The organism is Streptomyces sp. NBC_00353 (genome assembly GCF_036108815.1).
Lineage (GTDB): Bacteria > Actinomycetota > Actinomycetes > Streptomycetales > Streptomycetaceae > Streptomyces.
The window spans coordinates 1,676,633-1,703,279 of sequence record NZ_CP107985.1; the positions used below are offsets into that span (position 1 = coordinate 1,676,633).

At 69.9% G+C, this 26,647-nt stretch carries 29 protein-coding genes and 1 pseudogene; 19 read left to right on the forward strand and 11 right to left on the reverse strand.

Annotated features, from left to right (window positions below):
- Positions 1-2 precede the first annotated feature (2 nt).
- From OHA88_RS07985 to OHA88_RS08010, 6 genes are all read left to right on the forward strand, one after another.
- Positions 3-1,646 carry a SulP family inorganic anion transporter gene (locus OHA88_RS07985; protein WP_443044356.1) on the forward strand — a complete coding sequence of 548 codons (1,644 nt, stop codon included), beginning with the start codon at positions 3-5 and terminating at the stop codon, positions 1,644-1,646.
- Entirely contained in the window at positions 1,643-2,059 is a 417-nt protein-coding gene (locus OHA88_RS07990; RefSeq protein ID WP_328624855.1) for a pyridoxamine 5'-phosphate oxidase family protein, read from the forward strand. Before OHA88_RS07985 ends, OHA88_RS07990 begins: the two co-directional genes overlap by 4 nt.
- Positions 2,056-2,481 (forward strand): ATP-binding protein, encoded by a 426-nt coding sequence (locus OHA88_RS07995; protein ID WP_328624856.1) that lies wholly within the window; start codon positions 2,056-2,058, stop codon positions 2,479-2,481. The genes OHA88_RS07990 and OHA88_RS07995 overlap by 4 nt, the downstream gene beginning before the upstream one ends.
- A 19-nt stretch (positions 2,482-2,500) precedes the next feature.
- Positions 2,501-2,896, forward strand: coding sequence for an anti-sigma factor antagonist (locus OHA88_RS08000; protein ID WP_328624857.1), 396 nt, complete (start codon positions 2,501-2,503; stop codon positions 2,894-2,896).
- A 40-nt stretch (positions 2,897-2,936) separates the two neighbouring features.
- Positions 2,937-3,299 carry a zinc ribbon domain-containing protein YjdM gene (locus tag OHA88_RS08005; RefSeq protein WP_328624858.1) on the forward strand — a complete coding sequence of 121 codons (363 nt, stop codon included), beginning with the start codon at positions 2,937-2,939 and terminating at the stop codon, positions 3,297-3,299.
- A 647-nt stretch (positions 3,300-3,946) separates the two neighbouring features.
- Positions 3,947-4,315 carry an ArsR/SmtB family transcription factor gene (locus OHA88_RS08010; RefSeq protein ID WP_328624859.1) on the forward strand — a complete coding sequence of 123 codons (369 nt, stop codon included), beginning with the start codon at positions 3,947-3,949 and terminating at the stop codon, positions 4,313-4,315.
- A 307-nt stretch (positions 4,316-4,622) separates the two neighbouring features.
- Here the strand turns inward: OHA88_RS08010 and OHA88_RS08015 are convergent, their stop codons facing one another.
- Entirely contained in the window at positions 4,623-4,787 is a 165-nt protein-coding gene (locus OHA88_RS08015) for a hypothetical protein (protein ID WP_328629961.1), read from the reverse strand.
- Positions 4,788-4,808: 21 nt separating this feature from the next.
- On the opposite strand from OHA88_RS08015, the pseudogene OHA88_RS08020 reads away from it, so the two are divergent.
- A pseudogene (locus OHA88_RS08020) lies at positions 4,809-5,017 on the forward strand (SAM-dependent methyltransferase); the annotation flags it as partial.
- A 136-nt stretch (positions 5,018-5,153) separates the two neighbouring features.
- On the opposite strand, the gene OHA88_RS08025 reads toward OHA88_RS08020, so the two are convergent.
- A complete protein-coding gene (locus OHA88_RS08025) occupies positions 5,154-6,161 on the reverse strand; it encodes a PHP domain-containing protein (protein WP_328629619.1) in 1,008 nt (335 codons plus the stop codon).
- A 180-nt stretch (positions 6,162-6,341) separates the two neighbouring features.
- Positions 6,342-6,788 (reverse strand): nitroreductase family deazaflavin-dependent oxidoreductase, encoded by a 447-nt coding sequence (locus OHA88_RS08030; RefSeq protein ID WP_328624860.1) that lies wholly within the window; start codon positions 6,786-6,788, stop codon positions 6,342-6,344.
- Positions 6,789-7,042: 254 nt separating this feature from the next.
- Here OHA88_RS08030 and OHA88_RS08035 point away from each other — a divergent pair, with 254 nt between their 5' ends.
- Entirely contained in the window at positions 7,043-8,005 is a 963-nt protein-coding gene (locus OHA88_RS08035; RefSeq protein WP_328624861.1) for a DUF5996 family protein, read from the forward strand.
- A gap of 41 nt (positions 8,006-8,046) precedes the next feature.
- On the opposite strand, the gene OHA88_RS08040 is transcribed toward OHA88_RS08035, so the two are convergent.
- Positions 8,047-8,406, reverse strand: a complete 360-nt coding sequence (locus OHA88_RS08040; RefSeq protein ID WP_328624862.1) for a UBP-type zinc finger domain-containing protein — start codon at positions 8,404-8,406, stop codon at positions 8,047-8,049.
- A gap of 129 nt (positions 8,407-8,535) precedes the next feature.
- Positions 8,536-9,765, reverse strand: a complete 1,230-nt coding sequence (locus tag OHA88_RS08045; RefSeq protein WP_328624863.1) for an FUSC family protein — start codon at positions 9,763-9,765, stop codon at positions 8,536-8,538.
- A gap of 360 nt (positions 9,766-10,125) precedes the next feature.
- On the opposite strand from OHA88_RS08045, the gene OHA88_RS08050 reads away from it, so the two are divergent.
- Positions 10,126-11,502: a nucleobase:cation symporter-2 family protein gene (locus OHA88_RS08050; protein ID WP_328624864.1), complete on the forward strand. Its 1,377-nt coding sequence runs from the start codon at positions 10,126-10,128 to the stop codon at positions 11,500-11,502.
- Positions 11,503-11,613: 111 nt separating this feature from the next.
- Here the strand turns inward: OHA88_RS08050 and OHA88_RS08055 are convergent, their stop codons facing one another.
- Positions 11,614-12,450, reverse strand: coding sequence for an undecaprenyl-diphosphate phosphatase (locus tag OHA88_RS08055; RefSeq protein WP_328624865.1), 837 nt, complete (start codon positions 12,448-12,450; stop codon positions 11,614-11,616).
- A gap of 309 nt (positions 12,451-12,759) precedes the next feature.
- On the opposite strand from OHA88_RS08055, the gene OHA88_RS08060 reads away from it, so the two are divergent.
- Positions 12,760-13,161: a BlaI/MecI/CopY family transcriptional regulator gene (locus OHA88_RS08060; protein ID WP_328624866.1), complete on the forward strand. Its 402-nt coding sequence runs from the start codon at positions 12,760-12,762 to the stop codon at positions 13,159-13,161.
- Positions 13,162-13,177: 16 nt separating this feature from the next.
- Positions 13,178-14,149 (forward strand): M56 family metallopeptidase, encoded by a 972-nt coding sequence (locus tag OHA88_RS08065; RefSeq protein ID WP_328624867.1) that lies wholly within the window; start codon positions 13,178-13,180, stop codon positions 14,147-14,149.
- A gap of 56 nt (positions 14,150-14,205) precedes the next feature.
- On the opposite strand, the gene OHA88_RS08070 is transcribed toward OHA88_RS08065, so the two are convergent.
- The 3 genes from OHA88_RS08070 to OHA88_RS08080 form a co-directional block, all read right to left on the reverse strand.
- Positions 14,206-15,033 carry a peptidoglycan recognition protein family protein gene (locus OHA88_RS08070; protein WP_328624868.1) on the reverse strand — a complete coding sequence of 276 codons (828 nt, stop codon included), beginning with the start codon at positions 15,031-15,033 and terminating at the stop codon, positions 14,206-14,208.
- A 281-nt stretch (positions 15,034-15,314) separates the two neighbouring features.
- Complete coding sequence (locus OHA88_RS08075; protein ID WP_328624869.1) at positions 15,315-16,076, reverse strand: MerR family transcriptional regulator; 762 nt, start codon at positions 16,074-16,076, stop codon at positions 15,315-15,317.
- A 125-nt stretch (positions 16,077-16,201) separates the two neighbouring features.
- Positions 16,202-17,236 (reverse strand): Lrp/AsnC family transcriptional regulator, encoded by a 1,035-nt coding sequence (locus OHA88_RS08080; protein WP_328624870.1) that lies wholly within the window; start codon positions 17,234-17,236, stop codon positions 16,202-16,204.
- 156 nt (positions 17,237-17,392) lie between these two features.
- Here OHA88_RS08080 and OHA88_RS08085 point away from each other — a divergent pair, with 156 nt between their 5' ends.
- The 3 genes from OHA88_RS08085 (at position 17,393) to OHA88_RS08095 (ending at position 19,352) form a co-directional block, all read left to right on the forward strand.
- On the forward strand, positions 17,393-17,782 hold the full coding sequence (locus OHA88_RS08085; protein ID WP_328624871.1) for a VOC family protein: 390 nt from the start codon (positions 17,393-17,395) through the stop codon (positions 17,780-17,782).
- A gap of 168 nt (positions 17,783-17,950) precedes the next feature.
- The gene (locus OHA88_RS08090) at positions 17,951-18,556 is read left to right on the forward strand and encodes a DoxX family protein (RefSeq protein ID WP_328624872.1); all 606 of its coding nucleotides are present in this window, start codon (positions 17,951-17,953) and stop codon (positions 18,554-18,556) included.
- Positions 18,557-18,800: 244 nt separating this feature from the next.
- Positions 18,801-19,352 (forward strand): GNAT family N-acetyltransferase, encoded by a 552-nt coding sequence (locus tag OHA88_RS08095; protein WP_328629620.1) that lies wholly within the window; start codon positions 18,801-18,803, stop codon positions 19,350-19,352.
- A 251-nt stretch (positions 19,353-19,603) separates the two neighbouring features.
- Here OHA88_RS08095 and OHA88_RS08100 read toward each other — a convergent pair whose 3' ends face one another.
- The gene (locus OHA88_RS08100) at positions 19,604-20,599 is read right to left on the reverse strand and encodes an aldo/keto reductase (protein ID WP_328624873.1); all 996 of its coding nucleotides are present in this window, start codon (positions 20,597-20,599) and stop codon (positions 19,604-19,606) included.
- 93 nt (positions 20,600-20,692) lie between these two features.
- On the opposite strand from OHA88_RS08100, the gene OHA88_RS08105 reads away from it, so the two are divergent.
- Positions 20,693-21,475: a TetR/AcrR family transcriptional regulator gene (locus OHA88_RS08105; RefSeq protein WP_328624874.1), complete on the forward strand. Its 783-nt coding sequence runs from the start codon at positions 20,693-20,695 to the stop codon at positions 21,473-21,475.
- A 158-nt stretch (positions 21,476-21,633) separates the two neighbouring features.
- Here OHA88_RS08105 and OHA88_RS08110 read toward each other — a convergent pair whose 3' ends face one another.
- Positions 21,634-22,746 carry an MGDG synthase family glycosyltransferase gene (locus OHA88_RS08110; RefSeq protein ID WP_328624875.1) on the reverse strand — a complete coding sequence of 371 codons (1,113 nt, stop codon included), beginning with the start codon at positions 22,744-22,746 and terminating at the stop codon, positions 21,634-21,636.
- Between the two features lie 197 nt (positions 22,747-22,943).
- Between OHA88_RS08110 and OHA88_RS08115 the strand changes: the two genes are divergently transcribed.
- From OHA88_RS08115 to OHA88_RS08130, 4 genes are all read left to right on the forward strand, one after another.
- On the forward strand, positions 22,944-23,777 hold the full coding sequence (locus OHA88_RS08115) for an SDR family NAD(P)-dependent oxidoreductase (RefSeq protein ID WP_328624876.1): 834 nt from the start codon (positions 22,944-22,946) through the stop codon (positions 23,775-23,777).
- A 42-nt stretch (positions 23,778-23,819) separates the two neighbouring features.
- Positions 23,820-24,686 (forward strand): DMT family transporter, encoded by an 867-nt coding sequence (locus OHA88_RS08120; protein WP_328624877.1) that lies wholly within the window; start codon positions 23,820-23,822, stop codon positions 24,684-24,686.
- A gap of 38 nt (positions 24,687-24,724) precedes the next feature.
- Positions 24,725-25,483: a polysaccharide deacetylase family protein gene (locus OHA88_RS08125; RefSeq protein ID WP_328624878.1), complete on the forward strand. Its 759-nt coding sequence runs from the start codon at positions 24,725-24,727 to the stop codon at positions 25,481-25,483.
- Between the two features lie 360 nt (positions 25,484-25,843).
- Positions 25,844-26,449, forward strand: coding sequence for a GOLPH3/VPS74 family protein (locus tag OHA88_RS08130; RefSeq protein ID WP_328624879.1), 606 nt, complete (start codon positions 25,844-25,846; stop codon positions 26,447-26,449).
- Positions 26,450-26,647: the final 198 nt, after the last annotated feature.

Below are 26,647 nucleotides of genomic sequence, written 5' to 3' on the forward strand. Positions count from 1 at the left end.
TCATGGGCCGCAACCCGCGCCGCGATCTGCTCGCCGGCCTCACCGTCGCGATCGTCGCACTGCCGCTCGCGCTCGGCTTCGGCGTCTCCTCCGGGCTCGGCGCCGAGGCCGGGCTCGCCACCGCCGTGGTCGCCGGCGCGCTCGCCGCACTGTTCGGCGGCTCCAACCTCCAGGTCTCCGGGCCGACCGGGGCGATGACGGTCGTCCTCGTACCGATCGTCGCCCAGTACGGTCCGGGCGGGGTGCTGACCGTCGGGCTGATGGCCGGTGCCCTGCTGATGGCGCTCGCCCTGCTGAAGGCCGGCCGGTACATGCGCTACATCCCGGCCCCGGTGGTGGAGGGCTTCACCCTCGGCATCGCCTGCGTCATCGGTCTCCAGCAGGTCCCCAACGCGCTCGGGGTGGCCAAGCCCAAGGGCGACAAGGTCCTGGTGGTGACCTGGCGGGCCGTCGAGGAGTTCGTACGCACCCCGAACTGGACCGCGATCGCCCTGACCCTCGCCGTGGCGGCCGTGATGCTGCTCGGCGCCCGGTGGCGCCCTACCATCCCGTTCTCGATCGTCGGGGTCGTCGCCGCAACGCTCGCCGCCCAGCTCTTCCACCTGGACGCGGCCCCCCCGATCGGCGACCTGCCGTCCGGGCTGCCCGCGCCGTCGCTGGCCTTCCTCGACCTGTCCGCACTGGGTTCGCTGCTCGCCCCGGCTGTCGCGGTTGCCGCGCTGGCCGCGTTGGAGTCGCTGCTGTCGGCGACCGTCGCGGACGGGATGACGGTGGGGCAGAGGCACGACCCGGACAAGGAACTGTTCGGGCAGGGCATCGCGAACCTGGCCGCCCCTTTGTTCGGCGGTGTCCCCGCCACCGCGGCGATCGCCCGTACCGCCGTCAACGTCCGCACCGGCGCGGGGTCCCGTCTCGCCGCCCTCACCCACGCCGCCGTCCTCGCGGTCATCGTCTTCGCTGCTGCCCCGCTCGTCTCCAAGATCCCTCTGGCTGCGCTGGCGGGGGTGCTGTTGGCGACCGCAATCCGGATGGTGGAGGTCGGTGCGCTGCGGGCGATGGTCCGCGCGACCCGCTCGGACGCGATCGTCCTGGTGCTGACCGCCGTCGCCACGCTTGCGCTCGACCTCGTCTACGCAGTCATCATCGGCCTGGTGGTGGCCGGTGCCCTGGCGCTGCGGGCAGTTGCCCTCCAGGCGCGGCTGGACCAGGTCGACTTCACAGCCGATCTGCCCGGTGAGCACAGTGAGGAGGAGCACGCCCTGCTGGCGGAGCACATCGTGGCGTACCGGATCGACGGGCCGTTGTTCTTCGCCGGTGCTCACCGCTTCCTCTTGGAGCTCTCCGAGGTCGCTGACGTCCGTGTGGTGATCCTGCGGATGTCGCGGGTCACCACGATGGATGCCACCGGCGCCCTGGTCCTCAAGGACGCCGTGCAGAAGCTGAACCGGCGCGGCATTGCCGTGATGACCTCCGGGGTACGCCCCGGCCAGCGGCGTGCCCTCGAATCGGTCGGTGCGCTGGACCTGCTCCGGTTGGAGGGACGGGAGTACGCCACCACTCCGGAGGCCATCGCCGGGGCCCGCGCCCACCTGCACCAGGCAGGACTCCTGCCCGGTGTCCCTGTCACCGAAGGGGCTTCCCGATGACCACCCCCGTCTCCCGCCGCATGGTCGAGGTGCCCGGTAGCGAGGCGTTGTGGCTGCTCGAAGGCGGCGCCCAGGGGCACGTGGGGTACGTCCGGCGCGAGATCCCCGTCGTCCGCCCGCCCGTCCACATCCTTGAGTACGGGTGTCTGATCGTCCGTACGCCCGCGCAGACCACCACCCTGGCCTGCCGGCCGTCGCTCAGCCATCGCGCGGACGAGATCAAGACGGCGGGCGGGATCGGCTGGACCGTGACCGCCACGGGACCGGCCGAGATCATCACCGATCCGGACGAGGCCGGCCACTACCGCCGCATCCTGCCCGGCTGGGCGCACGGCCCGCGCGACACCCTGGTGCGGATCCGCCCGCAGATGGTGACCGGGTTCCGCCTGGCCCACGCCGAGGCCGTCCGATGAGCGCCCAGCTCGAGACCCTGCCCTTGCGGCATGTGCTGACCCTGCCCACGATGGGCTTGGCGGTTCGGATCGTCCGTGAGACGACCGAGCAGGTCCTTGCCGAGTGGGGCATCAGCCGACGGCATCCCACCGTGGACCCGGCACTGCTGATCCTGTCCGAGTTGGTGACCAACAGCGTCCAGCACGCCGCCGCGCTCTCCCCGAACGTCACCGTGATCTACGCGGCCGGTCAGGACACGTTCGCGTTCGCCGTCCATGACCGACACCCGTACCAGCCCCTGCTCTTCTCGGCGATCCCCGCGACCGGTGCCAGCGGGCTGGGCACCGTCATGGAACTCACCCTCGGCCTGGGCGGCACCGCCGTCATCCGGGGCGACGCCGACGGCAAAGGCAAAAGCATCTGGATCACTCTCCCCCTGTGAAAGACCGGGACAGCAACCGATGACCATAGAGTGGCACTACACCATCCACCCCGACCTGGGCGTTCTCTCCCTGGCCGGGCACCTGGGACCCGAGGCGGCGGTCGCCCGGTTCACCGGAGCGATCGGCTTGGTCCTGCCCCGGGGCACCGGACCGGTCATCCTCGACCTCACCGAACTGCGCGGCTGGTCCGTCGGCGGGCAGATGGCCGTGGCCCGGGCAGCCCGCCAGCTCGCGCAGGCGGGAGGACGCCTGGAACTTGCCGCGATCCCTGCCGACGGCGCCATCGTCCCGGACGGCACCCAACCGCCGATCCCAGTGCACTGCGACCTGCCCACCGGGCGATGGCCGGTGGGCAACGGCAGTGGCGCAGCGACGAGTGGTCCGAAGAGCGCACCGCGGCGACATAACGCCTGATGTAAGAGATGCACAGGAACGAACAAGGCAAGGAAACACCATGAGCGATGCGACCGAGGCACTACCGCCGTGCCCCGAATGCTCCAGCGCGTATACCTACGAGATGGGCGCGCTTCTGATCTGCCCCGAGTGCGGCCACGAGTGGTCGCCCGCGTCCGCCGGACCTGCGGATGGCCGCGAGGACGGGACGATCAGGGACGCGGTCGGTAACGTGCTCGCCGACGGCGACACGGTGACGGTGGTCAAGACCTTGAAGGTCAAGGGCAGCCCGAGTGGGATCAAGGCCGGTACCAAGGTGCGCAATATCCGTCTCGTGGACGGCGTGGACGGCCACGACATCGACTGCAAGATCGACGGGTTCGGCTCCATGCAGCTCAAGTCCAGCGTGGTCAAGAAAGCCTGACCCGCACTTCGGCCCATCGGGGACGAACGACATGCCCAGGAGGTCCCGTCCTCGGCGGAGGACGGGGCCCTGTGTACACCAGGCAATCGAGTTCATACGCGCGGGCCGCGCCCAGGGCGTCCAGCACTGTGTCCAGGTCGCTGTACACGGTCAGCGGTGTCAGATGGTTGACCGCCAGGGTTCGCACAAACAGGGTGCCGGTGCCGCGGAGAGCGAGCAGCTGAGGCCCGCCGACACGCGACGGGCAAACTCCAGGACTGCGGCTTCGCCCTCCGGGCTCCAGCCCAGCGGTCCGCTGACATCCAGCACAACGGAGCCCTCGCAACGGGCCAGCACCAGTCGGCCCCATCGGCGCAGCGGGCGGTGCCGTCTACGCAGTCGCCGTCCTCGCCGACAGGCACTCGAGACGGCAGGGCAGGCACGTCAGAAGGGCTCCGTTGGAGCCGAGCAGTCGTGGGATGCGCACCTAACCTCCTCTCACGGCTTTCACAATTGCCAATCTCAGCAACTCCCAAGGTCATCATGTATGTGTGAAGGCGCGAGAATGTCCTCATGGCGAAGAGTTTTGGGTGGACGCGATGCACGGTGCACGCACGACAACGGCCGTCCGGCACCCCGGCGGCCCTTATCTCCGCGGGGCGGGTGCAGTGAGCGCGCCGCTGTACCAGCTGAAGGCGGAATTCTTCAAAACCCTCGGCCACCCGGTACGGATCAGGGTGCTGGAACTTCTCAGCAAGCGTGAGCACGCGGTGTCCGAGATGCTGCTCGAGGTCGGTGTGGAGGCGGCCCACCTCTCCCAGCAGTTGGCCGTCCTGCGCCGGGCCAACCTCGTCGTCCCCCGCCGGGAGGGCTCTGCCGTCTACTACTCGCTGGCCAATCCCCAGGTGGCGGAGCTGCTGCGGGTCGCACGAAGCATCCTGTCCGGTGTACTGACGGGCCAGGCCGAACTGCTGGCCGACCTCAAGGCCGCCGATCCCGACACCACGCCCCCAACCCGGCGGCGCAGGTCGTCCTAGACCGCCCCCCTGCGATCGGCGGCCGTCTCCCGACGGAAGACTCTGGTCGGCCTGGCAGTGCCAGGGAGCTCCCGCGGTGATGTAGATCCGTTCGACGCCGCCGGGCAGAACGTGGAAGACCGCGTTCAGGATCTCGGCGGCGGGTTCGGCCGTCGGAGACACTGCGGCAGACTCCGCTGCTGATACATCGCCAGCGAGCCGGTTCGGGGCCAGGATCGGGGCGATCGCCACGACGTCAGCGAGGCTCAGCCCGGCTGCGGGTGCGATGCGTTCGGCTTTCGCCTTCTCGTATCCCGCGGCCAGGAGCTCAATGCACCAATGCCTTGACAGGATCGGGGCTGAAGACCTCGACCCATCGGGTGGAGCTGCCCTTGCCGGCCATCTTCTCCTTGGGCACGAACATCTTGGCACTGCCGGCCAGGCAGACATCGGCCAGCAGCCCAGCAGTGATCCACAGCGCGAGGTTGATCATCAACTCCTTGATCGAGGATTGCCCGCGACGTTCCGCTGGACCTATGTGTTCGCCGCGGACGGGCAGGTCTGACCTCGGATTCGACATTGCGCTTCCGCGAGCGGCATGAGATCGAAGCCGATCTGCTCTCGCACGGTTGCATGGTGGAGGACGTCCTCCGCGACGCGCCAGACCGTCCCGGCCGGGAGTTCGTCTTCCTCGCACGACGCCCAAGGGGCAGCCAGGTCTGAGGCCGAGTGCGGCGCCGGCGAGGAATCCCTCGTGCCGTCACCACCGTCCCCGACGGCAATCTCCTGACCGCAGACGAGTGCCGCGGCGCCCCGCCCGCCGGCCCCGAACGGCGAGGTCGCCCCGGAGGGACCGGGCTCACCGTCCTGTCCAGGCCAGCAGTTCGTCCACCGGCCATGAGGTGATGACCCGTTCCGCAGGCACACCGCACTCCTCGGCCCGGGCACAGCCGAAGATCTGCCAGTCGAGCTGACCCGGCGCGTGGGCGTCGGTGTCAATGGCGAACAGCACTCCGGCATCGACGGCGCGACGCAGCAGATGCCGGGGCGGATCAAGCCGTTCGGGCCGGCTGTTGATCTCCAGGGCGGTGCCGGACTCGGCACACGCGGCGAACACTTCGTCCGCGTCGAACTGTGACTCCGGGCGCCCCCGGCCGGTGATCAGACGGCCCGTGCAGTGCCCCAGAACATTCGCCTGCGGATGGCGGACAGCGGTGACCAGCCGACGGGTCATGGGCCGCGCGTCCATCCGCAGTTTGGAGTGCACGGACACGACCACCACGTCGAGCTCTTCCAGCAGTTGCTCCTCCTGGTCGAGGGAGCCGTCCGGGAGGATGTCGCACTCGATGCCGGTGAGCAGCCGGAACGGCGCCCAACGCTCGTTGAGTTCGGCCACGGCTGCCAACTGGCGGCGCAGCCGTTCCGGTGACAGACCGTGTGCCACGGTCAGCCGGGGGGAGTGGTCGGTGAGGGCCGCCCACTCGTGTCCCAGCTCCATGGCCGTACGGCCCATCTCCTCGATCGGGCTTCCCCCGTCCGACCAGTCGGAATGCAGATGGCAGTCGCCGCGCAGCACGGCACGCAGCGTGCCGCCGCCTTCGGTGAGCGGAGCGGAGGTGTCTTCCTCCAGCCGCCGGAGATAGCCCGGGACTTCCCCCGCCAGCGCTTCCCGTACGACTTGAGCCGTCTTCGGCCCGATGCCACTGACCGACTCCAGCGTCCCCGCCGTCACGCGTTCCGCGATCTCGTCGCCCTTCATCGCTCCGATCGCACCGGCGGCGGTACGGAACGCCTGTACGCGGTACGTGGCTGCCCGGTCGCGTTCCAGCAGGAAGGCGATCCGGCGCAGGGCGTCGACCGGATCCATCGGCACCTCCCGTACCGCCACGACACGACGGGGCTGCGCACCGGGCTCTTCCCACGTTGGCACAGCCACGAGGCGGGTGGCATCTCGTACACCCCCGCTCAGCCGCTGCCGTACACCGCCGAGCGGCGCGCCGGAGGAGACGCTGCGGGCAACCGGGCCGACGTCTCCTCCGGGCCGTGGTCAGTGGCTCTCGGCTGCCGGTTCCAGGACGAGGACAGGAATCTGCCGGTCCGTCTTCTTCTGGTAGTCGGCGTAGTCGGGGAAGGCCTCGACCGCGCGCTCCCACCACACGCGCTTCTCGTCGCCGGTGACCTCACGGGCGTTCATGTCCTGGCGGACCGGGCCGTCCTGCAGCTCCACCCGGGGGTCCGCGGTGATGTTGCGGTACCAGACGGGATGCCGGGGAGCTCCGCCCAGCGAGGCGACCACGGCGTACGCGCCGTCGTGCTCGACCCGCATCAGCGGTGTCTTGCGGATCTTGCCGCTCTTGGCTCCGCGCGTGGTCAGGATGATGACCGGCATGCCCCGCATCGTGGTCCCCTCCTTCCCTCCCGAACTCTCGAACAGTGCGACCTGATCGCGGACCCACTGCTCGGGGCTCGGCTCGTACTCACCCTTGAGAGGCATGGCATCTGTCCCGTCGTCGGCATTCGGGCAGCGCGGACTTCGATGTGTCCCGCTGCACCGAGAACTCTTTCATCATCGCGCCGTCCCGGGTCCCGGGCGAGTACGCGTGTCACAGGCGCCCCCGTCCGGAGGGTTGACGCGAGCGCCGACCGCGGGTTCGCGCGACGTGCCGTGCGCGCCGGGCGTGGTCATCATGGGCAGCATGGTCCTGCTCCCCGTCGGGACCGCCCGGCAGTACGAGAGGAGTGAGGGCCATGGAGTTGTTCCCGCCCATCCCGCTTGCCGAGTGGCGCGACACCAAGGAGACGCTGCACCGCTTCGCGCAAGTCGTCGGGAAGGTCCGTCTCGCCGCCAGCGTCCGGCGCAACCACTGGTGGAACGTTCCGTATCACCTCACCGGACGCGGTATCACCACCCGCCCGATGGGACAGATCGACGGCAATCCGATCTTCACGATCGACTTCGACTTCGTCGGCCATCAGCTGATCGTCGCGAGGCTGGACGGTATGACGGTCTCCTTCCCGCTGTCCGGCATGTCCGTGGCGTCGTTCCACAAGAGCGTCATGGCCGCGCTGGACGCGCTGGGTGTCCGGGTGGACATCGACACCCCAAGGCCGTTCGACCTGCCGGATGCCGACCGGCCGTTCTCCGAGGACACCGAGCACGCCGCGTACGACCCCGAACACGCCACCCGCTACTGGCAGGTCCTCAGCCAGGTGGGACTGGTGCTGGAGGAATTCGCGGCGCGCTTTTCGGGAAAGGTCAGTCCGGTTCACCATTTCTGGCACACCTTCGACATCGCACACACCCGTTTCTCGGAGCGTCAGATCGACCAGCCTCCGCAGATCGACCCCGTGACCCGGGAGGCGTACTCCCGGGAGGTGGTCAGCTTCGGCTTCTGGTTCGGGGACGACAGCTTCGCCGAGCCCGCCTTCTACTCCTACACCGCCCCCGAGCCGGCACAGCTGGCCGAGGAGCCACTCAGGCCCGAAGCTGCACAATGGGTCTCTCGCGGTGACAGCCATCTGGCCGTGCTTCTGTACGACGCGGCGCGCACCCGGCCCGATCCGCGTGCGTCCGTGCTCGACTTCTACGAAAGCGCCTACCGGGCGGGTGCCGGTCGCGCCGGCTGGGACATCGACCGGCTCGCATGTCCCGGTGGGATGACGGACCCATTTATGCGCTTCCGCTCCACAGCTCCCGCTGCTCGTGAATGAAGATCACGAGTGACGATCACGCGGAGTGGATGCGAGCCACCTCAGTGCAACTGCTGCTCCCAGTCCGCCGGGACCATGCCCTGCGGACCCGGGGTCGGCTGGGCCGGCGGGTGACAGATGGGCGGGAGCAGCTCCGGCCCGTCGTAGTACTCCTCGGTCTCGACGTTCCACATCCAGCTCTCCCCCGGCTCGAAGCTGGCCAGGAACGGATGTCCCGCTTCGCGGGCATGCTTCGTTCCGTGCTGCCCCGGTGAGGAATCGCAGCATCCGATGTGTCCACAGGCGGCGCAGCGACGCAGGTGGAACCACCACCCCGGTCCGTCACCCGCCAGACAGTCCGCACACCCTGTGCCACTGGGAGCCGCGGTGAGATCGATACCTGGAATCCGGTCAGATGCCATGGGACGTGCCTCCGTGATCAGGCGTGAGCACACGGACCTCAAGGGTCGTGGCTCGACGCGTTGAGGCCTTCCGCTTCCCCTTCTGCATCGTAAGGCCGGGTGGGGCGGTGCGCCTGTGTCGGTCGTTCCTCACCTCACCGGGGCCGACGGCTGTGTCTCCCGGCTGCCGACCAGCCGCCGCCGGAGTGCAGCGAGTCGGGGATGTCGTTCATGCATTTCGGCCGAGTGGAGGTCGAGTTCGTGACCGAGTCGTTCGGCGCGCTTGTCGATGTCCAGCTCGTCCAGAATGCGATCGACCTCAGCGAGCAGGGCACCGTGGAGTTGCCACTCTCTGGGGTGTTCCTGGACGTCCTCCAGCAGGAGGTCGGCCACCACGTCGCGGGTGAGGCGGCTGGACGCGAGTGCGGCGGCCAGCCGTGACTCGGCTTCCTCGGCGTTGGCGGACACCGGGGTGGTGATCAGCGTGGAGAAGCTTTCGATGGCCTCCGCCATCTGGGCGAAGAGTTCTCGGAGTGCCAGCGCCACGTCCTCGGGGAACAGCGATTCCTCGGTGCGGGCCTTGGCCAGGTCCGTCAGGGTGCGTGCCAGCACGCGGAGCACGACTGCGCAGATCTCCAGCGTGTCGAGTCCGGTACGCAGGACGATCCGGTAGAGGAGTCCCTGGCGGACCCGGGGGTTGAGCATGAGGCTTTCCTCGGCCTGCCGCAGCGAGGCGTCGACGGCCACGATGTCGTGGTCCAGCCGGCGGGCGTCGTGCAGTCTGGCCGCCGCCTGCGGAACGGAGATGTGTCCGCCGATCTCCTCGCCCATGGCACGGAACATCCGTCCCATCTCCCGTGCCAGTGTGTCGATGGACGCCCCGGCGGTCTGCACCCATACGGGCGGTGCGAACAGCAGGTTGAACAACAGGCCGACGCCCGCACCGATCAGGGTCTCGAGTACGCGATCCCACGCGGTGTAGGCGATCTGGGACACGCCGAGAACGAGCATCGCGCTGATGGCCACCTCGGGCACGAACTCATCGACCCGCACCATGCGTCCGATGATCAGCGAACTGAAGATCGTCAGCCCCAGGCTCCACCAGGTCAGGCCTACCAGGGCGCTGAACCCGATGGCGATGAGCACCCCGACGACGACGGAGTTGACGCGCCGGATGCCCGTGGTGAGTGTCGCGTACAGGGTGACCTGAACGACAAGGAGTGCGGTGAGCGGAGCTGTCAGCGGAGCGGGCTGAGGAAGGGTCCACACCGCGACGACATAGGCGATGACTGCCGCCGCCGTCGAGCGCAGGGTCTGCGCCGCGACAGGTTCGGTGGTTCGCCGTACGAGCTTGACCACAGGTGCGGAGAGTTCTGGCATTTCACTCCCCTTCCCTTGCACGACCGCTTGCAGCCCCACGAATCGACCGGACGGGTGCCGATGCGCCGGGGACCGGCCGGCGCCGCCGCGACCGAAAACCCGGGACCGGTCTGCCGATCCGGGGTTCGCGGCCTCGTGGAGTACCGGCAGTGGAACCGCCCGGTGGCCCGGGACGCGGGGCGCAGCCGCAACCGCACCTTAGGAATGCGGCAATGTACGGGAAACACGTTCAACAGAAAGTTGACCCGCTGCCGCGTCACCGCTCCCCCACGCTCGAACACGGCTGTCCGTCCGCGCTCACGCCCACCCACCCCTACTCAATCGCACCCGCCCGTCCGCCGCCCCATTCCGGAGGCATCCGTGTCACAGGCACCGTCCCCGCCCGCCCGCCACCCCGTCGATCAGGTGCTGCCGCCCGGCCGGCTCGGGATTCTCGGTCTGCAGCACGTGCTGGTCATGTACACAGGCTGCGTCACCGTCCCGCTTGTCTTCGGCTCCGCCGCCAAGCTGAACACGTCCACCATCGGGCTGTTGATCAACGCCGACCTGCTGGTGGCCGGCCTGATCACTCTGATCCAGGCGCTCGGCATCGGCAAACTCCTCGGCGTACGGCTGCCCGTCGTCGCCGGAGCCACCTTCACCGCGGTGACCCCGATGATCCTCATCGCGGGCGAGTACGGCATGCAGGCCGTGTACGGGTCCATGATCGCGGCAGGCGTCTTCGGCCTGATCGTCGCCGTGCCCTTCGCCCGCGCCGTACGGTTCTTCCCGCCGCTGGTCAGCGGTTCGGTCATCACCGTCATCGGGCTCTCGCTCATCGGAGTCGCCGCCGGCCTGATCGCCGGTCTCGACCCCACAGCCAAGGATTACGCCGCCCCCAGTCACCTGGCGCTGGCCGGCGGCATCATCCTGCTCATCATCCTTGTCAGCCGCTTCACCCGCGGCTTCGTCGCACAGATCGGCGTGCTCCTGGGCCTGGTGGGCGGTACCCTGGTCGCCGTTCCGATGGGCCTGACCGATTTCTCCTCGGTCGGGCAGGCCGACTGGCTGGGTGTCTCCTCGCCGTTCCACTTCGGCGCCCCGCAGTTCCCGATCGCCGCCGTCATCTCTATGTGCGTCGTGATGCTGGTGACGTTCACCGAGTCCACCGCCGACATGCTCGCTGTCGGCGAGATGACCGGCCGCCCGCTCTCCAAGCACGACTTGGCCCGGGGGCTTGCGGCCGACGGCGTCTCCGGCATCTTCGGTGGAATCATGAACGGCTTCCTGGACACCGTATTCGCCCAGAACGTCGGGCTGGTCGGCATGACCAAGGTCCGCAGCCGCTACGTCGCCGCCGTCGCCGGAGGCATCCTGGTCCTGCTGGGCCTGGTCCCCAAGCTCGGCGAGATCGTCGCCTCGCTCCCCGAACCGGTGATCGGTGCGGCCGGTCTGGTCATGTTCGCCACCGTGACCGCCGTAGGCATCAAGACCCTGCGCAAAGTGGAGTTCGACGGCACAAACAACCTGCTGATCGTCGCTGTCTCCATCGGGATCGGCATGCTCCCCGTCGTCGCGCCGTCGATCTATCACGCCTTCCCGACCTGGGTCCAGATCATCGGCGGCAGCGCCATCACCAGCGCCACCCTCGCCGCGTTCCTCCTCAACCTGCTCTTCAACCACACAGCCGGCCGCGGTAAATCCGCGACGGCCGAACCGGTGTCGGCCACGGAGGTGACCACTTCCGGCCCGACCTGACGAACCCCGAGCCTCGAGTCCCGCCGCACTGGGTGACGGGACTCGACGGTCCACCGACGCCGGGACGGCGAGGCCCATCGGCCTCGCCGTCTCTCGTGCGGGGTCTGCCCCTCAGGCGTTGAGAAGACCCGCGCCCAGCAGGGCGAAGAGCAGCACACCCACGATGATGCGGTAGATCACGAATGCGTTGAACGAGTGCTTGGCAACGAACTTCAGCAGCCAGGCGATCGAGGCGTACGCGACGACGAAGGAGACCACCGTGCCCACGGCGAGCGGTACCGCGCCCACCCCGCCGCCGACCGCGTCCTTCAGCTCGTACAGCCCGGCGCCGGTCAATGACGGGATACCGAGGAAGAACGAAAGGCGGGTCGCGGCGACCCGGTTGAGGTCCAGCATGAGGCCGGTGGACATGGTGGCGCCCGAGCGGGAGAAGCCGGGGAAGAGGAGCGCCAGGATCTGGGAGCAGCCGACCAGCATCGCGTCCTTGAGCGTGGTGTCCTCCTCGCCGCGCCTGTGCCGGCCCATCTGATCGGCCGCCCACATCACGCCGCTGCCGACGATCAGCGATCCGGCCACCACCCACAGCGAGGCGAGCGGTCCTTCGATGAGCCGCTTCGCGGCGAGCCCGACGATCACGATCGGGATCGTGGCGTAGATGACCCACCAGGTGAACTTGTAGTCGTGGCTCTCCCGTTGGTCGCGATGGGCCAGGCCCCGTACCCACGCGGTGACGAATCGGACGATGTCCTTGAAGAAGTAGACGAGGACGGCGGCAATCGCACCCACCTGGATGACGGCGGTGAAGGCAACGACGCCCTTGTCGTCCACCGGGATGTCCATCAGCCCCTCGGCGATCTTCAGGTGCCCGGTGGAGGAGATCGGCAGGAACTCGGTCACCCCCTCCACGATCCCGAGAACGATGGCCTGTCCGATGGTGATGGCGCTCAAGTGTTCCGTCCTTGCGAAGCATTCGATGGGATGACGGTGGTGGTGCGGTGCGGTGGCTCTCTCGGCTCAGGGCCGCAGCTCCGAGAAGCGAGGCCCGCGCAGCCGCCGGCAGCCGGTCGGCGGGTGCACCGGTCCCGGGCCGGGAAGTGCCCTGAGCTCGGGCGTGTGACGGGGCATCGGATTCCTGTCATGGCGGCGGGCGTCACGGGTCCAAGAGCATGCGTGGCACACTCGGGGAAGGCCATTGTCTTCTACGCGCGCGTAGAAGACGGGTGTGACTGTAGAGGATGAGCAAGGAGGCAGCCAACGGTGGATGCGGTCGAGCGTGCCGGGACACACGAGACGGACAGCCGCCTGGCCAACGGGAAGCGGGAGGCCGAGGTGCTCGCCGTGCTCCGGTCCGCTCAGGAGCCGCTCACCCCGAGAGCCGTACGTGAAGTCATGGACGACGACTTGTCGTACAGCACCGTCGTGACCATCCTGACCCGGCTGTACGAGAAGGACGTCCTCACCCGGGTCCCACGAGGCCGGGCCTTCGCGTACGCGCCGGCCACCGACGAACCGGGTTTCGCCGCCCGACGGATGCGCCAGGCCATGGAGGAGGTGCCGGATCGCGAGACGGTTCTCACCCGCTTCGTCGACGACCTGTCGAGCGGCGACGAGGCGCTTCTGCGCCGCCTGCTCGGCGGCGACCTGGACTCCGGCCGGTAGGGCCACGGAGGCTGCCATGCATCTCGCCATCTACCTGCCGCTGTTCTTCCCGCTGCTGGCGGGACCCGCCGCCCGGCCGCTTGCCGACCGGCTGGAACCGCGACTGGCCACCTGGGTGCTGACGACGGCGTCGGTGGTGTTGGCCGCGGGCAGTACGACGGTACTCGGCCTCCTCGCCCTCGCCGGTCTGGTGCGTATCCCGAGGATCGCCCGACTCGCCGATCTGTCACCGGCAGTGCTGGGACGCGACGATCCGGCGTGGGTGCCGGTGGCCGTGCCGGCAGCGGTGCTGCTGCTCACCGTGACCGTGGTCGCCTCCCGCTTCCTGGTCCGCCGGGTTCGGGCGGTGTGTGCCGCTGTTCTGGAGTCCGCATGCTTGCCGGGTCAGGATCCGCTCGTGGTGATGGAGGAGTCGGCCGCCGACGCGTTCGCGATGCCCGGACTGCCCGGCCGCATCGTGGTCTCGACAGGCATGCTGGCCACGCTCGACGAATCCGAGCGCGCAATCCTGTTCGCGCACGAGCGGGCCCATCTGCGCGCCCACCACTATCTTTTCGCCGCAGCGGCCCAATTGGCCGCAACCGCGAACCCGTTGGTACGCCCACTGGCGGCTCAGGTCTCCTACACGGTGGAGCGGTGGGCGGACGAGGCCGCGGCAAGCGCAACCGGCGACCGGCGGCGGGTGGCGGTCACCGTGGGAAAGGCGGCGCTGGCGACAAAGCGCTCCGGCGGTCTGCGACGGCTGCCTGCCGCCGCCCTGGGGCTTCTCGGTCGCCGGGGCGCGGAGCGCCGGACGGACGGGGAGCGAACCGGGCTGGACAAGGCGGGCCCTGTGCCGCGGCGGGTGGCTGCACTCCTGTCCCCCGTACCGACGGGCGGGAAGTGGCGAGCGGCGGTCACCGCCGCCTACCTCACGGCTGCCGTCCTGTGCACGTTCGAAGCCGCCCAGGATCTTCACGAGGTGCTGGAGCGGGCCAGAGGCGGCTGACCGGCAGGCCATTGTGGGTCGCGGGCCCTGGAGGCGCACCGCATACAGGTGGTCGGTCAGCGGCCGCCGTCGAGGCTCGGCAAGGCATGGGAAAGCTGGACACGAGCGGGTTCGCGCAGAACCCTGCCCTGGAGACGGGCCGCAAGGTCCCGGATCGCGGGGAGACGGGCGACCAGCGCTTCCCCCGGGCAGTCGGTGGCAAAGCCGTCGCGATGGGCGGAGATGGCATAAAAGCTGGCCGAAGTTCCCTTGGGGTAACGGCTCTTGTCATTGGTGGACGTGAGTCGCACCTTGCTGCGGGGGTCGACACCGCGCAGGCCGAGTTTCCAGGCGGCGAGGACTGCGATCGCATGTTCCATGGGGGCCGGCACCTTCGTCCCTCGTCCGAAGGTGCCGATCGCCGCGATCCCCGCGGTGCCCTGGTTGAACCCCTGGGTGTGGGAGCCGACGACGGGGCGGTCGACACCGCCGGCGCGGCCTTCGTAGATGTTGCCGCATCGGTCGACGAGGAAGTTGTAGCCGAGGTCTCCCCAATGCTGATCTCGGGTCTGGCCCGCATACAGGTTGCGCAGGGTGAGCGGGACGTCCGCGCAGTTGTAGTCGTTGGGGGTGTCGGTGTGGTGGATGAAGATCGCCGTCACCCCGTTCGCGTAGTGGGCCCGGGGATCGCGCTTGGTCTCGTCGGCCCGCCACCGCGAACGCGACACGATGGCGGGGCGAATTGCTGCGTGGGGGAACGCCACCGCCATCGCTTTCAGCGCAACCGGCCGCGCGGTATCGACGGTCGGCGCCGGCCCCGTACCGGCCGGCAGCACCGAGGCCGGGCTACCCTGCATCGTCCCGCCGACGGCCCCGGCCATCGTCACCCTGGCCGGCGCCGCCACGAGTGGAACTGCCGCTATGGAAGCCGTGAGGGGCAGCACGATTCGCCACATACGCACAGGGGGGCCTTCTTTCCTCTTCGCCGAGCAGGCGGCGGGAGCACGTACGCCCGCTAGCCTTGCGGGAGGAGGCTCGCCGCGCGCGCCGGACTACTGCATGCAGGCGAGTACGACGTGGCCGACCTCGGTGTGAGCCCGACAGCAGTCCGTGGCTGATCCGTGCGGCAGGTTCCGGGGCCGCCGTCGCAGGAGGGTGCCCGTGGCGGCGGCCGGTACGTACCGGCTCAGCTCAGCCGGGCGGTGGCGTATGCCTCGATTGCGTCCCGCTGATACGCGGCCAAGCCGGGCGCGATCGCCTCGTATGCCGCGCGCCGCTGCTCGTTCTCCACGCAGGAGCGCCCCATCGCGCGGTACTCCTCGGCGGAGGCTGCCCGGAACTCGGCCAGCGCCCTGTACTGGGCGTCGACCTCGGCCTGCACCGGGTCGGCGTCGGCGGGCAGCCCTGCGGCCTGCAGCTCGGCCAGTCGGATCATCTGCGCCGTGCGTCGGCGGTGCCCGGCCTCGATTTCGTCCTGGCTCATCGTTGCAGTGCGCTGCTCGACCTTCTCGGCCAGTTCCGGGAAGTCGCGCATGCCCTCTCCGTACTGGGCGGGCCGGACACCCTCGAACAGGTTCTCCGGTCGGTTGATGCTTGTCATGGTTCTGCCGTCCTTCCTGGACTGCTCCAGTTCAGCGATCGTGCGGGAGACGGTGCCGGCCAGGGCATCGAGCCGGTCACGCTCTGCGAGCAGCCGACGCCGGTGGCCGCGCAGGGCGTCGAGCTCATCGACCTGCGCGGCCAGGATCCGGCCGATCTCGGGCAGTCCCAGGCCCAGCGTGCGCAGTACGAGGATCTGTTGCAGCTGCAACAGCTGTCGCTCCTCGTAGTAGCGGTGACCGTTGGTGCCGATCCGGGCCGGCGGCAGCAGGCCGATCTCGTCGTAGTGCCGCAGCGTCCGCGCCGTCACGCCCGACATCCGGGCGACCTCCGCAATCGGCCAGGCCATGGCCGCCCTCCTCACAAATGCTTCACCGGGCCGGCCGATCCGGCCCTGGTAAGGACGGTAGAAGCTGCCGCAGCGGCAACTTCAAGTCCAGCTTCGGTGTCCCGGTCCCACCCGGCCGGAGCCGGCTACTCCGCGACGGGTCCGTTCGGCCCCGGGCCCGGCCGTGCCCCCATGGCGGGCATCAGCAGTGGTCCGGCTCGTTTGGTGCGGCGCTGGGTGAGGGCAGTCTCGACACGGGTGATGCCGGGAAGATCGGCCAACTCGGTGGACAGGTACTCGCACAGCGCGTCCGCGCTGCGGCACTCCACGATCGCGAAGACGGCGGACGGCCCGGTGGTGAGAGCGGCGAACGCGACCGAGGAGTGCCGGGACAGTGCCTCGGTGACGGTCCCGAACGCGGCCGGCGCCACTTCGAGCCACATGAGCGACTCGACGCGGAAGCCGAACAGCGCGGGGTCCACCTCTACTTCGAAGGCAAGCACCCCGGCCTCGCGCAGTTGGCCTATGCGGCGCCGGACGGTGGACTCCGACCACCCGGTCGCAGCGGCCAGTCGCCCCAGGTCCGCACGTGCATCCTCCGACAGGGCGCGCACGAGACGGGTGTCCGCTTCGTTCCACGTGACGGCGAGGCGCGCCGCGTCCGGCGCTTCGGGTAGCGCCGGTACCCGAAGCCGAACCTGCTCCGCCTCGTTGAGTGCACCCATCCGCCCCGCCCACCCACCGACGCCGGCGATCGGACGCAGCACACAGGCCGCCTTCACATCACGTACCCCGTGGGTCCGGGCGAGTTGCTCGAAGAACGAGCGCTGCCCCTCGTCGCCCGGTGGCGGTGTGCGGATCATGCAGGTGAGTTCCGTTCCACCCACCAACGGCGCGATCCATGAAGTGTCGCCGCGCTGAGCGAGGTTGGCGGCAAGCGCGTCCGCCGTCTCGGGTGCGCAGTGGACGCGGACGACCCAGTCGAGCATCCCGATCCGGCGGCTGTCGACGAGCCCGACGACGCGAAGGACGAAGGTCGACCGCAGACGGTTGTAGCGGCGGACGACAGTGCGTTCGGGGGTGCCGATAACCGCTGCGATGCGGCTGAACGACATGCGCCCATCGAGTTGGAGGGCGTGGATCAGCCGGCGGTCCAGCTCGTCGAGGGTGACGGATTCCATCAGCCTTGCCTCTCCAAACGTCCGATTCCCTCAAACCCGGTCGGCTTTACACCGCGGGGTGGACGGACGGGGATGACACTTCCGGCAACCGGCAGAGACGTCGGATCCACCCGTACACGCCCTCGCCCGCCCGGAACGAGGAGGAATGAGAACATCATGCTGACCGTACTCCCCATCAGGTACGTCGCCGACGTGGCAGCCTCCCGGCACTTCTATGCCGGTCTGGGCCTCATCTTCCAACCCGACGTCAGCGTGGACGTGTGGGCACAGTTGGCTGCCGACGCCGGTGCTGTCGGGATCCATGACGCCACTGTCTCCCAGGGACGCCCGCCCGGCACCACCGAACTGGGCTTCGCCACGGACGAGCGGCTGGAAGACATCGCGGAGCGACTCGCTCGATCCGGATACGACTACGACCTCGTCGACGAGAACTTCGGCCGCAGTATCCGCGTCACCGACCCGGACGGCGTCGTCATCCAGATTCAGGAGATCGACCACGTCGCCGTCCGAAGCTCGGCAGCGGCGACGAGGGGAAAGCCCGCGTAACTGCCCTCAGCACGGGGGCAACGCCGCACGGGGGCAAAGCGGCACGGCGTCCACGTGCCTGCCGCACCTCACGCGGAGACCGTCCGGTCGCGTGCTGACCGGCGTGGTCCCGCACATCTGCCTCTGCCCGACCCGGCCTCTACGCCCGGCTACTACAAGGAAGTTCCCATGGAACCACTCATCGTTCTCGTCGGGGTCACCTGCGTCGGCCTGATCACCGGCGTATTGAAAGGCCGGCCGCTCCGGCGGCTGCCCACCGCCCTGCGTGGCGGATTGGCGGCCATGTTCCTGCTGACCGGGGGGGCCCACTTCGTGGGGATGCGCGACGAGCTCATAGCCATGGTGCCGCCCGCCCTGCCGACACCTGAGGTACTGGTCACCGTGTCCGGTCTCTTCGAACTCGTCGGCGCCCTGGCGCTCCTGTGGACACCGACCTCCGGACCGGCCGCAGGCGCACTCGGCCTCCTGTTGCTCGCACTGTTCCCCGCCAACGTCTACGCCTCCGGCACCGCGACGGACTGGTGGGATCAGCTCATCCCGCGCACCATCACCCAGCTGATCTTCCTCTCGGCCACGGGGACGGTCATGGTCGACCGGCTACGTGCCACACCTCTTCGGTGGCACGGCAGGAAGGAGACTGCCGTGCCGGCCGCGAAGAGGCCGGAAGGGGCTCACATGACTCCCCAGCCCTTGCTCTCACCGACAAGCGTCGCAAGGTCGACGCCGGCGAGTGGACGGCAGAGCTCGACCGGATCGCGGGGCGACTCGATCTGATCGCGCACACCCGCGACCGCAGGGATGACGCGTCAGGACGATGACGAGGCATCGGATTCGGTGGCGAATTGCGAAGAATCCATGACGTCGTATCAGAAGTCCGTGCGTCGGTCTGAGTCTTTGCGCGTCCGACCGGCTGCCGACTCGGTCCCCTATTCGCCGGGTTCCGCGCCACTGGGCGTCGTGGCACGATTCTGAAATGATCTCCAACTCACCCATACCTTCCGTCGTTCCCGCAGGCCGGATGGCCCGGATTCAACAGCCGGTGCTCAGCCTTGCCGGCGGCCTGGAACTGCGTCCGTGGCGCCGGAGTGACGCCGGCGTCCTCGTGACGGCCGGCCAGGATCCCGCGATTCGGCAATGGAACCTTCTGCATGTGGACTCCCTGGAAGACGCACGCAAGAGGATCGAGCGCATGCACGAGCGATGGCAGGCCGAGCTGAGTGCGATGTGGGCCATCGCCCGGCCGGACGGAGGCGAAGCCGCGGGCCTGATCGGGTGGAGTGGCATCGACCTCAAGGCCGGCAGTGCCGAGATCGTCTACTGGGTCCTGCCCGCAGTACGCGGCGGCGGTGTGGTGGTCGAGGCCACGCAGTGTGTCAGCCAGTGGGCCCTGAACGACCTCGGCCTGCATCGGCTCCGGCTGTGCCACTCGGTGGCCAACCCGGCGTCCTGCCGGGTAGCGGTCAAGGCCGGATACTCCCTCGAAGGCACCATGCGCAGCGGGCTGCTGCACTCGGACGGCTGGCACGACCAGCACCTGCACGCCCTCGTCCAGGGCGACATCGACTTCTAGGGTCCGCTGCGACCGCGCCGGTCACAGCCACGCCCGACCACGGGCTCCTTCGGGTGTTCGCCGGGCGGAGGAATGGCGACGCCACGTTTCGTCGTCAGACGCATCGCCGAGAACGACGAAAGCGGGCGCGGAGTACACGGGGCGGTTCCCGGGAGGGGTGGTCGCCGGGCGCCGCCCATGAGGGGCGGCGCCCGGCCCAGGCGACACCGGAACCGGGGGATGTCCGTGCCGCCGCGCGGGCGCCGATCAGGTCAGCGCTCGCTGTCGAGATGGTTCATCAGGGGCGCGGCGTAGCGCGCGCCCGCCGCGGAGCCGGCCGGAACGGCCTGCTCGATGACGGCGAGATCGGCCTCGGTGAGGGTCACGGTTTCGGCGCCGAGGGCCTCGGACAGCCGCTCACGGCGACGGGCGCCGACGAGCGGCACGATGTCCTGGCCCTGGGCGGCGACCCAGGCGATGGCGATCTGGGCCACGGTGGCGCCCTTGGCCTCGGCAATCCTGCGCAGCGCCTCGACCAGGGCGAGGTTGCGATCGAGGTTCTCGCCCTGGAAGCGCGGGCTGATGCCGCGGAAGTCGTTGGCAGCAAGCTTCCGGTCAGTGGTGAAGTGGCCGCTGATCAGGCCGCGGGACAGCACACCGTACGCGGTGATGCCGATGCCCAGCTGACGGGCGGTGGGAAGGATCTCGTCCTCGATACCGCGCGAGATCAGCGAGTACTCGATCTGAAGGTCGGCGATGGGGTGCACGGCCTGGGCGCGGCGCAGCGTTTCCGCGCCGACCTCGGACAGGCCGATGTGGCGGACCAGACCGGCCTGGACCATCTCGGCGATGGCGCCGACGGTCTCCTCGACCGGCACGTCCGGGTCGAGCCGGGCGGGGCGGTAGATGTCGATGTGGTCGGTGCCGAGACGACGCAGGGAGTAGGCGAGGAAGTTCTTCACTGCCTCGGGACGGCCGTCGTAGCCGCTCCAGCCGCCGAGGGCGTCCCGCAGCGCGCCGAATTTGACGCTGATCACGGCGTTGTCGCGGTTGCGGCCGCGCAGGGCGTCACGCAGGAGCAGCTCGTTGTGGCCCATGCCGTAGAAGTCGCCCGTGTCGAAGAGCGTGATGCCGGCGTCGAGAGCGGCGTGGACGGTGGCGATCGACTCGGCGTCGTCGGCCGGTCCGTACAGGTCCGACATGCCCATGAGTCCCAGGCCGAGCTGGGAGACCGTGGGGCCGTCGGTGCCGAGAATGCGGGTGTTCACAGAGAGCGATCCAATCGTACGTTAGCGTCGATAACAAGGAGTCGTTATCAGCGATGTCATCGATGCTAACAGGCTTCGGGTAGCGTTGATTCCATGACCGCCGAAAAAATCTCCGAGAGATCCGAAAGAAGCGCCGACACCCGCGACCGGATCCTCGGCGCCGCCGCGGAACTGCTGGCCGAGGGCGGCAGCGACGCCGTCTCCACGCGCGCCGTGGCGCAGGCCGCCGGTGTTCAGGCGCCCACCCTCTACCGGCTCTTCGGCGACAAGAAGGGGCTCCTCGAAGCCGTCGCGACGTACGGCTTCGAGCGCTACCTGTCGGACAAGCAGTCGCTCCGGGCCACCGGTGATCCGGTCGAGGACTTGCGGCGAGGCTGGGACCTGCACATCGACTTCGGTCTGACCCACCCGTCGTTCTACGTACTGATGTACGGCGCCGTGCAGCCGGGCGAGCGCCCCGCTGCCGCGGAGGAGACCTATGCGGTTCTCGTCGGCACGCTGGAGCGGGTCGCCCGGGCGGGCCGCCTGCGCGTTCCGGTCGCCGCCGCCGCCCAGATGGTGCAGGCCACGAGCGTCGGTGTCGCCCTGACGCTGATCGCCGATCCGGCAGGGGCACGGGACAGCGACCTGTCCGCCCGTACGCGCGACACAGTGCTCGCATCCCTCACCACGGATCCCCGGCCCACGAATGACCTGGACACACCCGCCGCCAGGGCGATCGCCCTGGCCGCCGTCCTTCCGGACCTCTCCGGTGCGCTCTCCCCCGGCGAGGCCGTGCTGCTGCGCGAGTGGCTCCAGCGCCTCGCGACCACGAGCGGGACTGCGACGCCGACCACGTCCGCGACCGGGCCCGCAGCCGGCGACACGCCGCTCTGAGCCTGCCGCAGGGGTCACGGTCGCTGTCGCCGGCGGTCACGGTCGGACGTACGAGCCGACGTACGGCTCGCGCGAGGTGCCGATCGGCCGGCCCGTGCACTTGCCCAGGTGGGTGCTGCCCGCCCGCACCCCGGGCAGCAGCCGATAGTCGGTGGTCGTCAGGAGCAGGCGACCAGTCCGGCCGCGTCCACGGTGAAGACAGCTCGCCCGGCGGCGACCCGTCGGTCCCGGTCGGGGCCGGGTCGCACCAGCCGGTCCAGCGAGCGGAGCAGCGCGATGTCGTCGGAAGCATGCTCGGTGAGGCCTGCGGCAGCCATCTCACTGACGCCCTCTGCGCCGTGGCCGGTGATCGGCCGGTACCCGACGACCGGGACGCCGGCGGCGAGGGCCTGCTGGGCCGTCTGTCCCGCGGCGTTGTCCACCAGGGCGCTCGAAGCCGCCATGAGGTCAGGCAGGTCCTCGACCCAGCCCAGCGCCAGAACGCCGGGGAGCATCGCGGCACGGTCCCGCAACTGTTCGTCCCTGCCGCACAGCAGCACCGGAATGTGGCCTGAGCCGGCGAGCAGCAGCGCCGTGTCGGTCAGCCCGTGCCCCACGCCCCAGGCACCGGCCGAGATCAGCACGGGTGGGCGGTCGGGGCCGCGCCGCGCGAACTCCCGCGCCCAGCGCGACGGCCGGCCGCCCGGGTTCTCGTGACCGGCTGCAACGAAGGCCGGGGGCACGATCGGGCCGCACACCTCTGCCTGGCGTCCGGTCGTGGCGCGGACACGTGCCGCGGCGGCCCGGGTCAGGCACAGGTGCAGGTCGTTGCCGGGGTGCAGCCACTGTCGGTGCACGGCGAAGTCGGTGACCACGACAGTGCTGGGCGGGCAGACACCGCCCCGGGACCGCAGCCGCCCCGTGACCTGAGCGGCCTGGTGGAAGGTGGAGACGAGCGCGTCCGGTCGCCAGCGTTCCACGACGTTGCGCAGGCGTGGCTCCAGGACTGCGGCCAGCGGCCCGGTGCCCGGTGCCCAATTGTTCCGGTCGCCCGGGTCTCCGCGGTCGCGGAAGAATGCCGAATAGACCGCTCCGTAGGCCCATGGGCAGCGGCGCAGCGTCGTGCGGTAGCCCGCGCGCAGCCCGCGCCCGGCGCCGGGGGGCAGCAAGTCGAGGAGGTCCACACATGCCGTCAGATGGCCGCCGGACCGCAGACGCTCGGCCAGTTCGGCGGCGACGGCATCATGTCCGGCGCCCATGCTCGCGCTGACGATCAGAATCCGACGTCCCATTCTTGGATATTCCTCCGCATGGATCGTCCGCGCATGGCGGCCGGTGCGCCACACCCGGATGGGCAGGCCGTTAGCCCAGTCCGGTCGAGCGCGTTTGCCGGTGCGTCGGTTGCACCGAAGGATTACTCAGTACGGGTCGGTACAGGCGGTGCCTCGAGAGCACCAGGATGTCGGCGGCCCCGGAGGACGGAAGGCCCATGCGCAAGAGCCCCCTACCCCGCGGTATGCCCGCAGTCGAGGCCGATGTGACGCTGTCGGCTGCGGCCGGGCCGTCTGCCCGCGGCCCACGGCCGGTCGTGTTGATCACCGGGGCCTCCTCCGGTATCGGCGCCGAAGTCGCCTCGCGTCTCGCCGTCGGCGGCCGGTGGGAGCTGCTGCTGAACGGGCGGGACGAAGGCCGGCTCGGCAGTGTCGCCGCACGTACTTCCGGTGTCGCGCTGCCGATGGACCTGGCCTCCGAGGAGGGCTGCCGCAGGCTGGCCGAGGCTGCGCTGGCGCACAGCGGCAGAGTCGACGCGCTCGTCGCCGCGGCGGGGCTCGGCTGGGCGGGCGCCTACACCGACATGCCGCCCGCCACCGTGGACCGTCTGGTGAGTGTCAACGTCTGCGCCGTTCTCCATCTCGTTCGCCTGGTGCTGCCGCAGATGGTGTCCCGCGGATCGGGCCGGCTGGTGCTCATCGGTTCTGTCGCGGGCCGGTTCGGCGTGCGGGGTGAGGCGGCGTACGCGGCGACGAAGGGCTCCCTGATCGCGTTCGCGGACAGCCTGCGCTACGAGCTCCAGGGCACCGGCGTCCAGCTCTGCCTGGTGCTGCCCGGTCCCGTCGACACGCCGTTCTTCACCCGCCGTGGCACCCCGTACGCGCGGTCCTGGCCACGGCCGGTACCCGCCGGGCGGGTTGCGGCAGCGGTCGAGGAGGCGCTGGCCGGTGGCCGGGACGAGATCGCCGTGCCGCGCTGGCTGGGCGTGCCGGGCCGGGTGCAGGGCGTGGCCCCACGGCTCTTCCGCAGGCTGGCCACGCGCTTTGGCTGAGCGGGCCCGCGGCAACGGACACGCGCGCAGGGTTGGTGACACGTGATCATCCTCTCCGTCGTACTGGCGCTGCTCGCCGCGCTGGGGAACGCGGGAGCCTCCGTGCTGCAGCGCCGCGCCGCAGCAGTTGACCTGCCCGGCCTCCGGGGCAGCCATCTGTTCGGGAGGCTGGGATTCATCCGCCGGCCGGCCTGGCGCTGGGGTGCGGGGCTGCTGGTCGTCTCCGGGCTGGCACAGGCCCTCGCCCTGGCGACCGGGCCACTGGCTGTGGTGCAGCCGGTGATGACGACGGAGCTGCTGTTCACGCTGGTGCTGGCGGCGATCGTCTTCCGGCGGCCGCCCGGGGTTCGTACCTGGGGGGCGTTCCTCGGGATGGCGCTGGGTCTGGCGGTCTTCCTCCTGCTGGCCAGTCCGACTGGCGGCCTGGAGACCGTGCCGCCGAAGAGGTGGCTGTTCAGCGCCGTGCCCGCCGCCGCCGTGTCGATCGTGCTGATCGTGGTGGGAATGCGACTGTGGGGTTCCGCCCGTGCGGCGGTACTGGGGTCGGCGACCGCCATCGGCTTCGCCTTCACCGCGGCACTGATCAAGGACACACTCGGCCTGGTGTCCGGCGGAGTCGAGGGGCTGTTCGCGACGTGGCAGATCTACACGGCCGCGGCCGTGGGCCTGAGCTCCTTCCTGCTGCTGCAGGCCACGTTGCGGGCCGGCTCGCTGGCGGCGTCGCAGCCCGCGCTCACGCTCGGCGACTCGTTGCTGAGCGTCGTTCTGGGCGTCTCGCTGTTCGAAGAGCAGATCGACCTGGGCTGGCGGGTGCTGCCGGAGGCTGCCGCGCTGGGGCTCATCGTGCTCGCCAGCGTGCATCTGAGCAGTTCACCAGTGGTCTCCGGAAAGGACGAACAGCGATGGTAGGACGCTCCGGCGCAGGGCGGACGGCGGTGTCGGCCGGCATGGCAGCCGGCGCTGTGGGTCTGGCCGCAGGTGTGGCTGCCGCGTGGCACATCGGACCCGCCGCCACCTGGCTGCCGCCCGTACGGAGGATCCTCAGCCCGGCGCTGGACGGCCGCGGCCATCCCGCCCACGTGGCGCTGACCTTCGACGACGGGCCGGACCCGGCCAGCACCCCACACTTCCTGCGCGTCCTGGACGAGTACCGCGTGCGGGCCACCTTCTTCGTCGTCGGCAGCTCGCTGGAACGCCATCCGGCCCTCGGCCGGGCGCTTGTGGCGGGTGGCCACGAGGTCGCGGTGCACGGCTGGCAGCACGAGCGCCCCTGGTTCCCCACGCCGCTGCGCGACGCACGGGAGGTGACCCGCACCGTCGGCGCGGTACGGGGGATCTGCGGGACCGTTCCGCGGTGGTACCGGCCGCCGTACGGCATCCTCACCGGCGGCCGCCTGGCCGCTGCCCGCCGCGCCGGGCTGCGACCGGTGCTCTGGTCGGCCTGGGGCCGGGACTGGACGGCGTACGCCGATGCTCGCTCCGTGCGGGCATCTGTCCTCGCCGACCTGACCGGCGGTGGCACCGTGCTGCTGCACGACGCGGACGGGTGGAGCGCGCCGGGCGCCTGGCGTGCCGCGCTGGGTGCGCTGCCCGGCCTGCTCACCGAGTGCCGCCGACTCGGTCTGACCGTCGGCACGCTCGCCGAGCACGGCATCGGGCGCGTCGACACCGGCACACACCCTGGCCGGGCACAGCGCCACGGGTGAGAGCGACGGCCTCGCCGGTGGACGCCCGGAATGCGATCCAGATCCTGATCCCGGCCGCCCTCGCGATCCTCGCGCCGCGTTGCCGGCCCCGTTCCGCGGATCGGCTCCCCGTACCGCATGGCCCTCGTGCGGCGCACGCTCCCCTGATGGCCCGCACCGGAGTAACCGCCCCGGCTTCGACCGACCACCCCCGGCGCGACCGGGCTACAGTCGGCGAAGTACAAGAAGCTCCCCACCCCGGACACCGTCCCCGGTGTCCGGCCGGGCCTAAGGCCCGCCGCCACGTTCGGCCTCGCGCCCGGTGCCAGGCCGGCTGCTCAGCGACGTATCGCTACCGATGCTTCTGACGTGGAGCCCTTCATGACCACACCGCAAGATCTTTTGATCGTCGCCTTGGACGTGGCACCCAGCCGTCCCGTGGAGCAGGGCGAACTGTCGCTTGCGCTCGCGGGAGCCGAGGTGATCGATCTCATCGACGCCCAAGCCCTGACACTGGATGACGACCGCATCGTGCCGAGCGCCGTGTGGACACTGGCTGATCGCCTGTTGGACGAGGCCGCGTCGTCGCTGGTGCGGCAGATGCCCTACGAGTCGGTCGAGGAGTGGCTGTGGCGCCGAGGCCGCGGACTGTCCTCGGCCTATCTGGCCGCCCTGGAGGCGGAAGGACAGGTCACCCGGCAACACGGCCGCTGGAGTCCCGCCCGGACCGCCCGGACGACACTGGTCGACTCACCCGCTCGCAGCCACGCGGCGGACCGCTGGACATCGGGCGAGCCCGTCCTCGCGGTCCTCGCTGCCGCCGTCGGAATCCGCGAATTGCCTGCTGAAGACTCCCCGAGCGTGGCCGACGACGCGGTCGAGACGGTGCTCGCCGCCGTCAACGACGCAGTGATGGAACTGGAAGCTGTACGGCAACGGCGAGCCATCGAAGATGCGGCCTTCGACAACATCTGGCGAGGCGACTGACGAGGGCACGGGCGGACGGTGAGCCGTATCCGCAATGCCGGGAGCCTCAGTCGCCGGCGATGAACCCCAAATGAGGCGGTTGTGGAACCGGATGGCCAACTTGTGCCGCCGGCCCATGACGTCACACAGGGAACCAAAAATGATTCATCCGCCCGCCGACACATCCGATGTAGCCGCTCGCCCGGCATGCATGAGCGT

Coding starts and splice junctions, on each gene's coding strand:
- OHA88_RS08075 (WP_328624869.1), bottom strand. CDS start 16,076: ATGGCCTGGCCGATTGCGGAGGTCGCCCGGATGTCGGGCGTGACGGCG.
- OHA88_RS08030 (WP_328624860.1), bottom strand. CDS start 6,788: ATGCCTCTCAAGGGTGAGTACGAGCCGAGCCCCGAGCAGTGGGTCCGC.
- OHA88_RS07995 (WP_328624856.1), top strand. CDS start 2,056: ATGAGCGCCCAGCTCGAGACCCTGCCCTTGCGGCATGTGCTGACCCTG.
- OHA88_RS08080 (WP_328624870.1), bottom strand. CDS start 17,236: ATGGAATCCGTCACCCTCGACGAGCTGGACCGCCGGCTGATCCACGCC.
- OHA88_RS08015 (WP_328629961.1), bottom strand. CDS start 4,787: ATGATCAACCTCGCGCTGTGGATCACTGCTGGGCTGCTGGCCGATGTC.
- OHA88_RS08035 (WP_328624861.1), top strand. CDS start 7,043: ATGGAGTTGTTCCCGCCCATCCCGCTTGCCGAGTGGCGCGACACCAAG.
- OHA88_RS08000 (WP_328624857.1), top strand. CDS start 2,501: ATGACCATAGAGTGGCACTACACCATCCACCCCGACCTGGGCGTTCTC.
- OHA88_RS08045 (WP_328624863.1), bottom strand. CDS start 9,765: ATGCCAGAACTCTCCGCACCTGTGGTCAAGCTCGTACGGCGAACCACC.
- OHA88_RS08025 (WP_328629619.1), bottom strand. CDS start 6,161: ATGGATCCGGTCGACGCCCTGCGCCGGATCGCCTTCCTGCTGGAACGC.
- OHA88_RS07990 (WP_328624855.1), top strand. CDS start 1,643: ATGACCACCCCCGTCTCCCGCCGCATGGTCGAGGTGCCCGGTAGCGAG.
- OHA88_RS08125 (WP_328624878.1), top strand. CDS start 24,725: ATGGCAGCCGGCGCTGTGGGTCTGGCCGCAGGTGTGGCTGCCGCGTGG.
- OHA88_RS08040 (WP_328624862.1), bottom strand. CDS start 8,406: ATGGCATCTGACCGGATTCCAGGTATCGATCTCACCGCGGCTCCCAGT.
- OHA88_RS08115 (WP_328624876.1), top strand. CDS start 22,944: ATGCGCAAGAGCCCCCTACCCCGCGGTATGCCCGCAGTCGAGGCCGAT.
- OHA88_RS07985 (WP_443044356.1), top strand. CDS start 3: ATGGGCCGCAACCCGCGCCGCGATCTGCTCGCCGGCCTCACCGTCGCG.
- OHA88_RS08065 (WP_328624867.1), top strand. CDS start 13,178: ATGCATCTCGCCATCTACCTGCCGCTGTTCTTCCCGCTGCTGGCGGGA.
- OHA88_RS08090 (WP_328624872.1), top strand. CDS start 17,951: ATGGAACCACTCATCGTTCTCGTCGGGGTCACCTGCGTCGGCCTGATC.
- OHA88_RS08105 (WP_328624874.1), top strand. CDS start 20,693: ATGACCGCCGAAAAAATCTCCGAGAGATCCGAAAGAAGCGCCGACACC.
- OHA88_RS08130 (WP_328624879.1), top strand. CDS start 25,844: ATGACCACACCGCAAGATCTTTTGATCGTCGCCTTGGACGTGGCACCC.
- OHA88_RS08005 (WP_328624858.1), top strand. CDS start 2,937: ATGAGCGATGCGACCGAGGCACTACCGCCGTGCCCCGAATGCTCCAGC.
- OHA88_RS08085 (WP_328624871.1), top strand. CDS start 17,393: ATGCTGACCGTACTCCCCATCAGGTACGTCGCCGACGTGGCAGCCTCC.
- OHA88_RS08095 (WP_328629620.1), top strand. CDS start 18,801: ATGGCCCGGATTCAACAGCCGGTGCTCAGCCTTGCCGGCGGCCTGGAA.
- OHA88_RS08110 (WP_328624875.1), bottom strand. CDS start 22,746: ATGGGACGTCGGATTCTGATCGTCAGCGCGAGCATGGGCGCCGGACAT.